Here is a 13,775-nt window from a genome sequence, read left to right as displayed (position 1 = left end):
AGATCAGCATAAGCTGGAGGTAAAGCGATGAATAGAGATAGCTGGAAAGCGGAATGGATTTGGGCAGAGGGAACGGGGAATGAGAATAACGTATATGTGGAAGCGCGCCAATCCTTTGAACTGACGGTACCCTTTACAAAAGCGCTCGTACGGATTTCCGCCAACCAATCCTACAAGCTGTACATTAACGGCATCGAAGCGGGCAGAGGCCCCGCGCCATCCGATTTGTTATGGATGTCTTTCGATACGCACGACGTTGCCGCACTGCTCCGGAACGGCCGGAACTGCATTGCGGTGGCCGCACACAATTTTGGTAAAGACAAAATCGTTACCGAGCAGCTGCAGGGGCCCGGCGGATTGATATGCCAGCTCGACGTTTACGGCGCTGACGACCAAGGGGCAAGCCTGCTGACGGTTGCCAGCAGCTCCGAATGGAAATGCAGGCGGTCCCCCCGGTGGAAAACAGGAGTAAGCCGCCTCCATATGTGGGGTGGATACCGTGAATTGATGGATGTGTCCCGGGAAGACGGCTGGGAATGCGAAGATTATGACGATTCCTCCTGGCCGACCGCGGAAGTGATCGCAGCAGCTGAGCAGGAGAATTCCCCTTGGCCCCGCCTGGTCGCGCGGGACATCCCGTACCTGCAGGAGAACTTGGTATCCCCGGTAACGGTGGTATCGGCTGAATCGTTACTTGGGTCCATCCAAAACCCGGAAGCGCAATTAGCTGCTGACACGGCGGAAGGAAGGGGACCGGTGGTCATGGACGCTTCGATTCCCGGCTCTTTTCCCCAGATTACCTATGACTTCGGTGCTGAGATCGTCGGCTATCCGGAGCTTGAAGTTATCGCCGGTGAAGGCGGGGTGCTACAGCTGTTTTATGGGGAGTCGCTGGAATTGGATTTGAGGGATACGTACCTCCTCCGCAAAGGCGTAAACAAGATCACTCCGTTCGGAAGGCGTGCATTTCGCTACCTTAAGGTTGGGGTCATGGCGACGCCTGTTCCGTTGCGTATTTGTGACCTTCGAGTCCGTTTTGTTCATTATCCGTACAAGGACGGGGGACATTTCCGCAGCAGCGATGATAAGCTGAACCGGATTTGGGAAGTCGGCCGGTACACAACCATGGTCAACAGCCAGAACCATTTTGAGGATTGCCCTTATCGTGAAGGTGCGCTGTGGGTGGCTGACTCGGTTGTCATGGCCAAAGTGGTCTATCAAACGTTCAACGATCCCCGGCTCGTCCGGAAGTCATTGCTTCAGGCGGCAAAAATACAAAACGACGACGGTTCCATACCCGGCACCGGACCGCAGCGGAACGCCTATTTGCTGCCCGATTTTTGCGCGCATTGGCTGTTTGGTGCAGCCGAATATTACGATTATACGAAGGATCGGGCTTTTTTAGAGGAATTATGGCCGCATATCGTGAAGCTTGCCGCGTGGTTTACGGAGCAAGAAGATGACGCCGGATTGTTTGCCAACGCAGATCGGGACGGCATGTGGTGCTTTATTGACTGGTCGGACGAAATCCACCGGGAGGATCGCGTAACCGCCGTCTCTTGCTTTTATTATAAATTTTTGCATACGGCCGCCGCGCTGGCGTTTGAGCTGGGGGAAGAGGAGAGCGGGAACTCCTTTACGCATCAAGCGGCGGAGCTTCGCAAGTCCGTCCGGAACCTGCTCCGGATACCGAATACGGCGATTTATGCAGACTGTTTGAACGGAGATGGTCTTTCCTCCAGTATCACGGCACAGACCAATTTTGCGGCCGCCTGGTCGGGAATCATGGATGAGGAGGAAATATCCGTGTTCTTGCAGGAGTATTACTTGAAGGGACGGCTTCCGCAAATTCGTGGAGCGTTCTTTTATCATATCGTGCTTGAGACTCTTTTCCGTTACGGTTATGCAGCGGATGCCGTACGCATCATCCGAAATTATTGGGGCGATATGCTGGATCGGGGCGCGACAACCTGGTGGGAAACCTTTGATCCGAATCTCCCCTTTTCGACTACGCCAAGCCCCTACCTTGGGCATACGCCAACCTATTTGGAGGACGCTGTCCCTGTAAGTCTATGCCATGGCTGGGGAGCATCACCGACGTATTTATTGAACAGGGAACTGCTTGGGATTGATATTTCTAAGGCGGGTCATGGGCAAGTTACGCTCCGTCCCAGCGCAGAGGCGGAAGTGGAGTGGGCGGAAGGTTCGGTGGTCACCCGTTACGGAAAAATCAGTGCCCAGTGGAAAAGGGATGTGGACGGAATGTACCGCTTTGAGGCTCGCCTGCCCGCACAAATGACATGGAAGGCGCCAGGATTGTGCGACATATCCGTGTCTACGGATCAGGATCGTGTCCACGTTCGAGGAACGGTTCCGGTTCATGAGGCAGCACCAAAGCGGACACCATTGGTCGATTGCAGCGGGTAACGAAGACAACACCATTCAACTTGAAAAGCTGCGCAGCTGCAGCATGATGAAAAGGGCTGAAATTTTTCAGCCCTTTACTAATTCCATCAAGCTCAAATAAGCACTATTCGGCCAGTCCTTTCCACTCCATCAGGAATCAAGCGACGCGACTAACCAAATTGCCGTCCGGGTCCGTTATCGGATGATTCCCAGCATCTCCTTAGGGCTTAAACCCAATTCCTGTTTGAAGGCCCTTCTGAGATGCCGTTCACTGCAGTGGGCCTGCTCGGCTAAATCCGTAACGGATAGATTTCCTTTATGATGATAAATAATCGGCATACTCTGAGACACCAAAGGGGGAGGAGCCGCATTACTCTCCGCTAACACTTTGCTTAATTGACGATCGGCAATCGCAAGGATGGCCGGATCAGGAACATGGGTTGCCGGGAGGAATCCGGTCTCCGGACGCTGTCCAACATGATATTTACTGTTCCGCCGCCTACAGGCAGTCTCTCTTTCCGCCAGGATCAGAGACTGCCCTTTTGCTTGCAGGAGTGACTGTGTTTAAAGTATACTTAACTCAATTTGGTAAGGAGTGATGGCTTCATGGATATGGAAAAGTCGGACAAGACTCCGATGTATCAATATATAATGAACGATATTAAACGAAAGATCGCCTCCGGAGAACTCAAGCCGCATGATCCGCTCCCCACTCAGATTGAGCTGGCAAAAGAGTATAACACCAGTGAAATTACGTCCAGGCGGGCACTGTCGGATCTGGTTCAGGAAGGATTCGTGTACAGGATCCGGGGGAAGGGGAGCTTCGTCCATGAGAATCCGGCTCAAGCCGATTCCAAAGGGCTGCGCACCTTGTATTTTGCCCATCAGAATCATGAAGTTAGCATCCTGAACCACCCGTTTTTTACGGATATGTTTGAAGGCATTAAAGAGGTGTGTGATGATAACGGCGTCGCGTTCCACATTTGGGATATCGGGGAAAACTACGAGCTGCCCGAGGATCCCGGCGCCGGCATCATCCTCCTGACGGTGAAAGGGCATTTTGACTTTTCACGTTTAACGGCTTGGCAGGAAGAGAATCGGCGCATTGTGACGGTGCATTTCTATTATCCGCATTTGGGCATTCCCTATGTTATCGCGGATAATCTGACAGGGGGATATCTGGCCACCCAGCATCTGATCTCTCAGGGGCATCAGCGAATAGGGATTATCCTGACAGGCAGTTCGCTCTTGGAATTAAATCAGGATTTCTCCCTTCGCCTCCAAGGCTACAAGCTGGCGCTGACCCAGCATAATATTCCTTTCCATCCGGAACTGATCACCGTTGTCGACGGTGAAGACGAACGGGCGGAGATGGGGGAGGAAGGGTTCAAAAGGCTGATGAAGCTGCCGGAACCGCCAACGGCGATATTCGCCACAAGCGACTATAAGGCTTTCGGTGCAATGAACGCGGCGAGAGAATCCGGGATGAACATCCCCGAAGATATAAGCATTATCGGTTACGATGATGTGAAACTCGGCGAGTATTCCTATCCGAGGCTCACCACGGTGAATCAGAATACTCGCAAGATGGGACAGCGGGCGGCGGAAATTTTGCTGTTTGAACTGGAGGAGGATCATTCGTCCCTGGTAAAAGACGAGATCGTTCCGACGCTGATCTTGCGCGACAGCACCGCCCCCTTATCGGCGAAGCAACGCATCAGGAATAGTTAATTTGCAGGGTGCCGAATTAATCTAACCCGGCAAGTATGCTTGCCTCTTCCATCGAAGGGATGATTCAGGTTAACTGCCTGGGGTCAGAGCGCTGTGACAGGTTAGCCATAAGCAGCCTGTCGCAGCGCTTTTAGTTTTTTATCGTCTCGCGATGCGTCGCGGTAAGCTCATTACGAGAATAGAAATAGGGTGACCCAAGACCAACGTCTTAGTCACCCTCGCAAGTTATGAATTACTCTCTTGGAGCGTCTCCATCATCGCATAAAAATATTTAGGGTCGCTTGAAGTGAAGTAGTTATACCAAGCTCCTAAAGTCTCTTCCGCAAACAGGTCCAACAGCGCAATAACCTCGCGCGCTAATTCTAGTGCGCCGGCCGAACCGGTTGTGATCAGATTGCCATCGGCCACGACTTTCTCGTTTTTATATCGAGCTGCGCCTTTGTATGAGGGGCTAAATAAACTTAAATACTCCAGACTATTGCTCGTATGCTGACGCTCATCCAGCAACCCGGCATCCGCAAGCGCAAGTGTCGCCCCGCATATGGCTGCAACATAGCCACCGACGTTCAGCAGTTGTTTTGCTTTTTCGATGATTGGCCCATTCGTTGGATCTTTCCAGTTGTCAGCACCCGGCAAAAGCAATATAGCCGATGTTTCATACGTGATCTCATCTACTGTCAGTTCCGGCACGATTGTTAATCCGCCCTTCGTCGTGATAGGACGTTTGGAAGCTCCGACGGTTCGAACGGGAAGGCGACTCCCGCGGTTTTTGAAATATTGACCGGAGTTGAGCTCTGCAGTAACAAAGCCAAGTTCCCAGTCCGCCATCGTATCCAGTACATAAACATAAGCGTATTTCATCAGTTCCTCCTTGTTCATCCATGATTCTATCCGTTGAAAAGATGTTGTCGCCGATCTGTGCCAAAGTGACTTCGTTCCCTCATGGTTTCCATTATGAACTTCCTCCCGAGCCGAAATAATGTAAAGGGATAAATCGTATCAGTTCATTGGCCAGAAGTTCGGGTTTTTCCAGCGCTGCAAAATGACCGCCACAGGGCATTTTGTTGTAGCTGCACACATGTACCGAACGTTCAGCCCAACTTGAGGGGAACTGGATTTCGCGCGGGAAGAGCACGATACTTGCCGGTACTCTACGTGTCGCTCTGACCGGCGAAGCACTATCTACATTCGCTTGGTTGGCCATTACAATGAGCCGATACATGCGTGCGGCGGATCCGGCCGTCCCAGTCAGCCAATAGATCATGATATTCGTGAGCAGTTCGTCCCTTCCGCCGAATGCATCATCTACGGTCTCGTCGCCAGCTCCCGAACGGATCATGCCGACGATCCAAGATGCCAAGCCAACCGGCGAATCGTTAAGTGAATAGGCAAGCGTTTGCGGTTTGGTCGCTTGCAGCTTCAGATAGGCCCCTTCTGATTGAACCCAGGTCTGCGTATCTAACATAAACTGCCGATCGGCAGGGGACATCTCCGTAATATCTTCACTTCCGGTTGGATAACCAGCGTCCGTCAACAAGATCGCTTTCACAACGTCGGAGTGATGTGTGGATAGCATGGTCACGATTTCAGTGCCGACATCCCCGCCGCAAGTCGCGAAGCCCTCGTATCCAAGTGTTTCTGTCATCAGTTTGGCAAACAGGTGGGCGACTCGTTTCGGTGTTGTGGTTTTTCGATCCGAAAATCCAAAACCGGGAATCGAAGGCATGACAAGATCGAAGGAGTCGGATAACAGAGGGATCATCTTGTGAAATCGGTAGAAGCTGTCGGGCCAACCATGAACGAGCAAAAGCGGCACCGCATTTGGATTTTCGCTTCTAACCTGCACGAAATGAAGGGTCGTATCCTCTATAACAGTCTTGTATTGCGGTAAGGCATTTAATTTGGCTTCATGAATACGCCAGTCATACTGCGTTCGCCAATAATCGATTAATTCTTTCATATAACCGAGATCTGCACCCATATTCCAGCCTTCGCCAGCCGCTTCGTCGGGCCACCGCGTATGATCCAGCCGCATTTTCAAGTCTTCAAGATCCGATTGCGGAACATTGATTTTGAATGGAGCAACGATAACTGATCTCCCCCTTCAATACAGAATGTAATAGCTGCTTTCTGCATTGTAAGGGAGCCAACAAGACACTGTATTGTATATTTTTTCCCGAGATCTAGTTCGTGAGAGGGATGTGATTGGGGTGCAGGCTTTCTATAGCGCGATACTCGGTCGGAGTGAGGCCGGAAAAGGACTGAAATTCTTTAATGAAATGGGACTGATCATAATATTCGCAAGACATGGCAAGATCGGCCCAATCAATATCATTGCTCTTTCTGATTAGACGTATCGCCTTTTGAAAGCGCATTAAACGACTAAACCTCTTGGGTGTTAGTCCTACTTCATCCTTGAAAATTTGAATGAATCGTTTGGCGCTCATGTTAACCTGTTCAACCATGTTCGCAATGGATTCGGGGTGATGCGACTGCTGAAACGAGGCAATCGCAAACTGAACGGCTGAATGCGATGGCCTTGACCAATCACTTCGTAACAGAAAGTATTTTTCAAGGATACGAAATCGATCTTCTACCGTGTTGGAATAAAGCAGCTCATCGCGCAGATCAGTAGCCGCTATCCCCCATAAATCATCCAACGAGACATGCGTATCTTTTAACGCAATAGAAGGCAGCTTTAGAAGGGGACCAGCGCAGCCGGGCTTGATATGTACGCCAATCATGGACCGCTCGCTTGAAGAATCCGTTATGTAATAATCAGTGTGAGGCCCACTAATCACGGAAGACGCTAGTGTCATCTCGCTGTCATATCGATTGTGTATACGAGTTTTACGATCATACAGATCAATGACGAGATCAATCGAGCCGTCCGGTAGGGTGAGTCTTCTCGAGTGCGGCGGATTCTTTCCGGTATAGGACCAGAAGTATGCGATGAAGGAAGACAAAGGAGGCTGGGGGGAATAGGTCTGAAACGGCATTGCTGTTCAGTCCTTTCTGTCTCATTGTTCAAATAACTTCATTGTACTTGATAACTTTCATGATTTGAAACAAGAAGTTCAGAAGGAGTTCGCTACTGCACTAAGAGAATTTTTATTTCATAATATCCGAGTAATAATAGCAGGAGTATGGAAAGAGTCTACAAAAATAAATGCACGTGTTCCGGATTTAGGAAATCGAGTAGAAACTGTTCGATATAGGTGATTGAAACCAGTGTAAGGACCATCTATCGTGATATTCAGGTACTCAGCGAAGCAGGCTTGCCTACTATAGGTACAACAGGCACAGGGTATTTGGCTAACGGTAGGCGTTTGCCAGCTCCCGTTCGGACGCACTAAAAAACAGCCTGGAACATTCACTGTTCCAGGCTGTTTTTTGCCTACAAATGGCTTAAATTGTACAAATAAAAGGCATAATCTGTTGGTATTCCGGGATGCCCTAGTTGCCTGAGCATCGCAGTCACGTTACCACGATGATAAGTTCCGTGGTTCACCATATGTTGGATATAGTCTACGCATCTGGCATTAAATGTTCCTGACGGATAAACTGCTTCGATATCTTCATGTTGCTCGATGAATGACCGGAAGCTATCCGCCAGTTCATCTTGCATCTGACCCAGTTCTTCAATACGTTTGCTGTTGGTTTCTGCCACTATAATCTCTATAGTGTTCTTCAAGTTCTCAAAGTATTCCTCCGACAACTCGGAGACGCCGCCTTCAGTTAAGAAAGTTAACCAACCTCGATCGATAACATAAATATGGACGATAGTGTCGTAGATAGTTGGGAAAACGCTAACGATTTTCTTTCGATATACCTCATCAGAAAGTTTCTGAAGATGCTCGCAAACCTGCCGGTTTGCCCATACATGATAATCAAATTGCTGCAAAGCATGTTTTTTCAACTTTGTTCCCCGTTTCAAATAGGGGAGCCCGCAGTTTAAGGGCAATTATGCGTCCTGCCCCTCAATAGTTTGCCCGGGAGTAAAAGCCGTTCTCATTACAAACGCCTCCTTGCGGTAATATGATCTACAATATCATATAGGGGGTGGATAAAAGTCAATTTCCCCCTAAGTCAACAATATCAAAATATATAAAGAAAAACATGAGAATGTTCTTTTTTAATCGAATTATCCCATCGATCCGCGGCAGCCTCATCGTGTTTCGCAATAAAAACTATTGCAATAGGCAAACTCCTACAGTATACTTTGTTTATTAAAGTATACAAAATTTAAAACGTATACTTACAGCTGAAGCATATTCGTTCAAGTTTATTGCAATTGTAAGCGCTTCAGATCATGACCATTCGAAATTAGGGGAGATCAATGTGAACAAAAGGAAGGGATTCATCGTTCTCTTGAGTATTGTGATGCTTTTGGCTTTATTGTCAGCATGCACCAAAGCAGCTCCCGCACCACCAGACAATCCAGGCACCGCAGAATCCAATCCAACGGGTGAGGATCAGGGTAAGGAAGACGCAGGGAAGGATCCGGCCGCGTCGCAGCTGACAGGAAATATTAACATTTCCTTGCCGAATGCATCGGCGTCAGTATGGAATGCGGTTGCCGAAGCGTATATGAAGAAAAATCCGGGAGTGAAGGTCAAAGTCGACAACAAGCCTGCGGAAGGCTACAAGGAATGGCTGACGGCTCAATTTGCAGCAGGTGTGCCGGACGTTGACCTGGTTACGAATAACGAAGTCGGTGGCCTAGTAAACAGTAAAAAATTTATGGACTTTTACCCTTATTTCGATAAGGTCAATCCTTATACGAACCAGCCTTGGCAGGACACCCTGGATCTGAAGGCGATGGGCATTAACCTCGAAGGCATTGGAGCCGAAGATCATTTGTACAACCTGAACTTTGAATCCGTGCAGATCGTATGGGTGTACAACAAGGAGATTTTCCAGAAAGTCGGTATTACCGAAGCTCCCAAAACGTTTAACGAGATGATCGACGCTTTTAATAAAATAAAAAAGGCCGGATATACGCCGCTGGCGCTCGGCGGAGACTCCAAATCGATGTGGAGCGGCCAGGCGGGATGGCTGGTGCGGATCTATGCCGATCAGTACATGCGTGATTATATTAATATCATCCGGTCCCAGGAGCAGGACTATACTTACGTTCCCGAGCTCGACGAACAGTGGAAATACGATCTGACGGATCCGTATAACGATTCCAACAGTAAAGTGACCAAAAATGAAATGCGGCTGTGGAAAGCTGTTAAAGACAAAGAAGGTCCCTTCAAAATTGCCGGCAATCCCCAGTGGAAGGCTTACTCGGAAAATCTGAAAAAACTGTTCGATTATGTGCCGGACGGGTTTTTCGGAGTGAAAGAGGACCAGGCTTACAATCTGTTCCTGACGGGAAAGGCGGCGACAATGTTAGGCACGCCGGCCTCCTACTGGCAGCTTCCTAAAGATTTCGCGGATGAGGAAAAAACGGGTGCCACAGGCGGCGTGAAGCCTTTCGAATACGGATTCTTCAACATGCCTTCCATGGAAGGGCCTGAGGTGATGGCACCGGCCCGAACGATCCAGATTCCGATCGGATTCTATGGTTTCGTCAATAAAGATGCGAAGCAAAATGAGCTGAATGTGGATTTCATGATGTACCTGACGAGTCCGGAAGGTTACGCCGTATATTTGGATGCGATCCAGAAGAGTGACGACGCCTCCCTCTCAGGCGCACCGGCCATTAAAGGCATTACGCTCCCGGATGAAATGGCGGCGGCATTCGCCGATTTCAAGCCGATTGGAAATACCGAAGGCTACACCAGCGCCGCGAACAATCTAGCCCGGGGAATGTGGGATTACCAGCCGTCCGTGCAGGATTGGGTAGGGCTCGTACAGCGGTACTTCAGCGGTAAGCTGACAACGGATCAATATTTAGAGCAGCTGCAGGCGAATATCGATAAATATATGGAACCTGCCATGAAAGAAGCTAAGAAAGAACTCTCCGACTTGGATCACCCCGAGCGGCGTCCGCCGCAGCGGTAATCACTTATTCACACGGGTCTGCACATGCATTTGCATGTGCGGACCCGTATGATTACCCGAGGGAAGCAGGCAATTCGTAAGGATGACGGATAAAAAGGGAGGTTCATCATGAGGAAAGCCCCATGGATATTTCTTGCACTGATCCTGCTTCTAGGGCTTGTCCCGGGCGCAGCACTTGCCAAAGACCATTGGTCCATTGAAGGAGCGGGGAGTATCACCTCCCTCTCCGTATCAGAGGATGGGAGCCGTGTGACTGTTGGGGGTCATAATGCGAAGGCATTTCTCTACGATTCCGAAGGCAACCCCATCTATGAGGTTGGGGCTGGAAATGTCGTTACAGGGGTAGCGCTTCTGAGTAACGGCACACTTCTGGTTTCATCGGATGACAGGCATCTGTATGCATATGACGAGACAGGAGGTCAGCTGTGGGATTCGGATCTGAAGCGGCAGGTCAAAAGCTTGGCCGCATCGCAGGACGGGTCCACCATCGTTCTCGTTACCCAGCGCAGCAAAGATCTCATCGTTGTGGATCAAAATAACGGAGAACAGACAGGCAGTATCCCCATCGGTTCCCTGTTGAAGGAAGTGAGCGTATCGGGCGGCGGACAGTGGATCGTTGCCGCGACAAGCGACCAATTCGCCTATCTTCTGGACAAGGATGGCAGCCTGCTGTATAAATTCAGCGCGGATAATCAAATCCAGGCGGTGGCCGTTTCAGACAATGGCCTGGCTGCAGTGGGTACGGCTTCCAATAAGGTGGAATTGTTTGATCAGAAAGGGAACGTTAACGGTTCGATTAACACGCGGGACATCGTGACCGATGTCGCCTTTTCAAGCGATGGGGAACGGATCGGCGTTTCGGATTTATCCGGTAACTACTATATTTTCGACGGGCGCGGAAAGCAGCTGTGGGAGTCAAAGATCACGGGGGAAGGCCGGGGCGTTCAATTTGACCGGGAGGGCAAGACGCTGTATTCGGGCACCAATGACGGAAGGATTTTTAAGTACGATGTAGGCAGTGTCATCGATAAAGCGGCAAGCAAGGCACGAATAAACGCTATGCTATGGGCTGCAGCCGGTGTCTTGGCGGTCGTCCTTGTTATGCTGTACTTGAATTATTTGAAGAAGCGCAACCGGCTGGTTATTTTCCGCCAGATATGGAAAAGCAAATATATTTACCTGGGCTTGGCACCGACCTTTATTCTGGTGTTCGTCTTTCTCTATTACCCGGCTTTTTCGGGCTTATTCCATTCCTTATATGACTGGCAGCCAGGGGGCAGGACCACCTTTGTCGGCTTGGCCAATTTTGAACGAATGATTCATGATCCTTATGTCATTAAGGGGATGGGCAACCTGGTCATTCTGATCATCACCGGTTTGATCAAAGCGATTATCCCTGCACTCATTACCGCTGAACTCATCTTCCATCTACGCAGTAAACGTCTACAATACGGCTTTCGGACGGCATTTACCGCATCGATGGTTATTCCGGGTGTGGCCCTATTGTTGATTTGGCAAAACTTGTATGATCCTAACGTGGGTCTGATCAATAATGTCTTAGAACTGATCGGGCTTGGTTCCTGGGCGCATGGTTGGCTTGGTGACCCCAATACCGCCTTGTGGGCTATTATTTTTATCGGGTTTCCGTTTATAGGCATCCTGCAGCTGCTGGTATTTTACGCAGGGCTGCTGTCCATTCCGAACGAGCTGATCGAGTCCGCAAAAATCGATGGGGCCAATCTTTGGCGGATTATCCGTTCCATTCATTTGCCGCTGCTGGGCGGTCAATTCAAGTTTCTGATCATCTTAACCCTCATAGGCATTATTCAGGACTTTAACGGCATCATGATCGTTACGGGCGGCGGTCCCATGGACTCGACTTATGTACCCGCTCTGCAGATGTATTATGCCGCCACCAAGTTCAACGATCTCGGGTATGCCTCGGCGCTCGGTGTAAGTATGTTCCTGGTGATCCTTGCGATTACGGTTGTGAACATGAAGCTTATTAAAACAGAAGATTAAGGAAGGAGGAGAGGGATCGATGTATACCGAAACGGATACAGCCGCTGAAAGCGTCAGCCCCGTGAGGAGGCTCAGAAAAAACGAAGGCGGGCTCATCAAATATCTCACTTTCCCCCAAATCACCATCATCGTGCTGCTGTGCGTGCTGGTCATTCTGATGCTGGTGCCCATTCTGTTCATGATCGTCAGCTCCTTAAAAAGCAATGCGCAAATTCTCGGCAATTTCTGGGGGCTGCCATCTCCGGCCAAATGGAATAATTACGGCGCTGCGTTCATCAGTATTTGGCGATATATGGTGAATTCCATCTTGTATGCGGTCGGAGCCAGCGCTTGTGTCATTCTGCTCTCTTCCATTTCAGGATATATATTCGCCAAAAAAAGCTTTCCCGGCAAAGAACTGCTGTTTATGATGATGCTGGCCATGATGATGATTCCGGGCGTGTTAACGCTGATTCCTTCGTACGTCCTGTATAATAATCTGGGACTAACGAATACACCTTGGGTGATCATTATTGCCGGTGCAGCCGGCGGGCAAATCTTCGGAACCTTCTTGTGCAGGAGTTTTATGTCCGGCATCCCCAGCGAGCTGTTTGAAGCGGCCCGGATCGATGGGGCATCGGAGATTCGCGTATTTTTTCAAATCGTCATCCCGTTGTCGCTGCCGATCCTGGCCACCTTGTTCATTATGCAGGCTGTTGGCGTGTACAATGATTACATTTGGCCGCTGCTTACGATCAGGGACAGCAGTCTTCAGGTGGTTGCTGTTGGCCTTACCGTCTTTACGAAACAGTTCGGCATCACCGATATGGGAACGCAGTTTTCGGCATACGCCATTTCCTCGATTCCGTTAATTTTGATTTTCTCTTTCGGCATGAAATATTACATTCAGGGCATGACGCAGGGGGCTTTGAAAATGTAGCGTGTGAGATGAATCGTTTCAATGTAGCGCTCTCGGCGCTGTGCTCACTTCAACGAGTAACAAAAAAAGCAGCCGGGCGGCTACCGGTTGCTTTTTGATTTGAGGTTCGTTTGCCGGTGATACGTGTCAGCGATAGAAGTCAACCATGTCTGCAAACAGGCGCTTGATCAATTCAAGCTCGGCATCGCTGTACCTTCCCAAAAACTCGTACATTCTCTGCTTTTCCAACGCATGGAGCTCGTCATGCGCAGCAAACAGCTTTTTGCCGGCAGGAGTTAACCGAAAGTACACTTCCTTTTTGTTATCGTTGAGCTGGGCTTTCCGTACCCAACCGGCTTTAAGTAATTTGCTCGCGATCTTGGAGGTGTTCCCTTTGCTCAAATTCATCTTTTCCGCGATGGAAGTGACATTGATCGGCTCCTGCTCCCCGATGCACGCAATGGTGTGCAGTTCTGTCATATTCAAACTGAATTCGGCACCGATATGCTTCCGGATATCTTCGAGATAGGATGCGGATATTCGGGATTCATATTCTTCTTTTTGCTGAAGAAACTGAATAAAAAATTCATGAATGGCGGCTTTGCTTTTATCTGCAGTATCCATGGTTCATGCTGGCTCCTCGACTCATTTTTTTTTAGTATATCATAAATCGTTTCCTGAGAAATAATTACGCATACTTCTAGGC

General features: G+C 49.5%; 11 protein-coding genes and 1 pseudogene. 6 read left to right on the top strand and 6 right to left on the bottom strand.

Annotated features, from left to right (window positions below; genetic code table 11):
- Nucleotides 1–27: 27 nt before the first annotated feature.
- Nucleotides 28–2,427 carry a glycoside hydrolase family 78 protein gene (locus K2F33_RS30745; protein ID WP_263880432.1) on the top strand — a complete coding sequence of 800 codons (2,400 nt, stop codon included), beginning with the start codon at nucleotides 28–30 and terminating at the stop codon, nucleotides 2,425–2,427.
- A gap of 174 nt (nucleotides 2,428–2,601) precedes the next feature.
- Here K2F33_RS30745 and K2F33_RS30740 read toward each other — a convergent pair whose 3' ends face one another.
- A complete protein-coding gene (locus K2F33_RS30740; RefSeq protein ID WP_212983022.1) occupies nucleotides 2,602–2,745 on the bottom strand; it encodes an AraC family transcriptional regulator in 144 nt (47 codons plus the stop codon).
- Between the two features lie 267 nt (nucleotides 2,746–3,012).
- On the opposite strand from K2F33_RS30740, the gene K2F33_RS30735 reads away from it, so the two are divergent.
- Nucleotides 3,013–4,137: a GntR family transcriptional regulator gene (locus K2F33_RS30735; RefSeq protein ID WP_263880431.1), complete on the top strand. Its 1,125-nt coding sequence runs from the start codon at nucleotides 3,013–3,015 to the stop codon at nucleotides 4,135–4,137.
- Nucleotides 4,138–4,362: 225 nt separating this feature from the next.
- Here the strand turns inward: K2F33_RS30735 and K2F33_RS30730 are convergent, their stop codons facing one another.
- The 3 genes from K2F33_RS30730 to K2F33_RS30720 form a co-directional block, all read right to left on the bottom strand.
- Nucleotides 4,363–4,998: a DJ-1/PfpI family protein gene (locus K2F33_RS30730; RefSeq protein WP_263880430.1), complete on the bottom strand. Its 636-nt coding sequence runs from the start codon at nucleotides 4,996–4,998 to the stop codon at nucleotides 4,363–4,365.
- Between the two features lie 91 nt (nucleotides 4,999–5,089).
- Nucleotides 5,090–6,208 carry an epoxide hydrolase family protein gene (locus tag K2F33_RS30725; RefSeq protein WP_263882486.1) on the bottom strand — a complete coding sequence of 373 codons (1,119 nt, stop codon included), beginning with the start codon at nucleotides 6,206–6,208 and terminating at the stop codon, nucleotides 5,090–5,092.
- Between the two features lie 112 nt (nucleotides 6,209–6,320).
- A complete protein-coding gene (locus K2F33_RS30720) occupies nucleotides 6,321–7,136 on the bottom strand; it encodes a helix-turn-helix domain-containing protein (RefSeq protein ID WP_263880429.1) in 816 nt (271 codons plus the stop codon).
- Nucleotides 7,137–7,355: 219 nt separating this feature from the next.
- Here K2F33_RS30720 and K2F33_RS30715 point away from each other — a divergent pair.
- Nucleotides 7,356–7,472: pseudogene (locus tag K2F33_RS30715) on the top strand (HTH domain-containing protein); the annotation flags it as partial.
- 62 nt (nucleotides 7,473–7,534) lie between these two features.
- Here K2F33_RS30715 and K2F33_RS30710 read toward each other — a convergent pair.
- The gene (locus K2F33_RS30710) at nucleotides 7,535–8,056 is read right to left on the bottom strand and encodes a DinB family protein (RefSeq protein WP_116231798.1); all 522 of its coding nucleotides are present in this window, start codon (nucleotides 8,054–8,056) and stop codon (nucleotides 7,535–7,537) included.
- Nucleotides 8,057–8,478: 422 nt separating this feature from the next.
- Between K2F33_RS30710 and K2F33_RS30705 the strand changes: the two genes are divergently transcribed.
- The 3 genes from K2F33_RS30705 to K2F33_RS30695 all read left to right on the top strand — a co-directional run bounded on the left by K2F33_RS30705 (nucleotide 8,479) and on the right by K2F33_RS30695 (nucleotide 13,090).
- On the top strand, nucleotides 8,479–10,149 hold the full coding sequence (locus tag K2F33_RS30705) for an ABC transporter substrate-binding protein (protein ID WP_263880428.1): 1,671 nt from the start codon (nucleotides 8,479–8,481) through the stop codon (nucleotides 10,147–10,149).
- 108 nt (nucleotides 10,150–10,257) lie between these two features.
- Nucleotides 10,258–12,171 (top strand): DUF5711 family protein, encoded by a 1,914-nt coding sequence (locus K2F33_RS30700; protein ID WP_263880427.1) that lies wholly within the window; start codon nucleotides 10,258–10,260, stop codon nucleotides 12,169–12,171.
- Nucleotides 12,172–12,190: 19 nt separating this feature from the next.
- A complete protein-coding gene (locus K2F33_RS30695) occupies nucleotides 12,191–13,090 on the top strand; it encodes a carbohydrate ABC transporter permease (protein ID WP_263880426.1) in 900 nt (299 codons plus the stop codon).
- Nucleotides 13,091–13,216: 126 nt separating this feature from the next.
- On the opposite strand, the gene K2F33_RS30690 is transcribed toward K2F33_RS30695, so the two are convergent.
- Nucleotides 13,217–13,693 carry a MarR family transcriptional regulator gene (locus tag K2F33_RS30690; RefSeq protein WP_076168961.1) on the bottom strand — a complete coding sequence of 159 codons (477 nt, stop codon included), beginning with the start codon at nucleotides 13,691–13,693 and terminating at the stop codon, nucleotides 13,217–13,219.
- Between the last annotated feature and the right edge of the window lie 82 nt (nucleotides 13,694–13,775).

This window comes from Paenibacillus sp. PSB04, from assembly GCF_025809195.1.
Classification (GTDB): domain Bacteria; phylum Bacillota; class Bacilli; order Paenibacillales; family Paenibacillaceae; genus Paenibacillus_AQ; species Paenibacillus_AQ favisporus.
This window is presented reverse-complemented; position numbering and strand designations above follow the sequence as displayed.

Excerpts from the sequence above, each read along its gene's own strand:
- K2F33_RS30745 (WP_263880432.1), top strand. The coding sequence starts at position 28 with ATGAATAGAGATAGCTGGAAAGCGGAATGGATTTGGGCAGAGGGAACG.
- K2F33_RS30740 (WP_212983022.1), bottom strand. The coding sequence starts at position 2,745 with ATGCCGATTATTTATCATCATAAAGGAAATCTATCCGTTACGGATTTA.
- K2F33_RS30735 (WP_263880431.1), top strand. The coding sequence starts at position 3,013 with ATGGATATGGAAAAGTCGGACAAGACTCCGATGTATCAATATATAATG.
- K2F33_RS30730 (WP_263880430.1), bottom strand. The coding sequence starts at position 4,998 with ATGAAATACGCTTATGTTTATGTACTGGATACGATGGCGGACTGGGAA.
- K2F33_RS30720 (WP_263880429.1), bottom strand. The coding sequence starts at position 7,136 with ATGCCGTTTCAGACCTATTCCCCCCAGCCTCCTTTGTCTTCCTTCATC.
- K2F33_RS30700 (WP_263880427.1), top strand. The coding sequence starts at position 10,258 with ATGAGGAAAGCCCCATGGATATTTCTTGCACTGATCCTGCTTCTAGGG.
- K2F33_RS30695 (WP_263880426.1), top strand. The coding sequence starts at position 12,191 with ATGTATACCGAAACGGATACAGCCGCTGAAAGCGTCAGCCCCGTGAGG.
- K2F33_RS30690 (WP_076168961.1), bottom strand. The coding sequence starts at position 13,693 with ATGGATACTGCAGATAAAAGCAAAGCCGCCATTCATGAATTTTTTATT.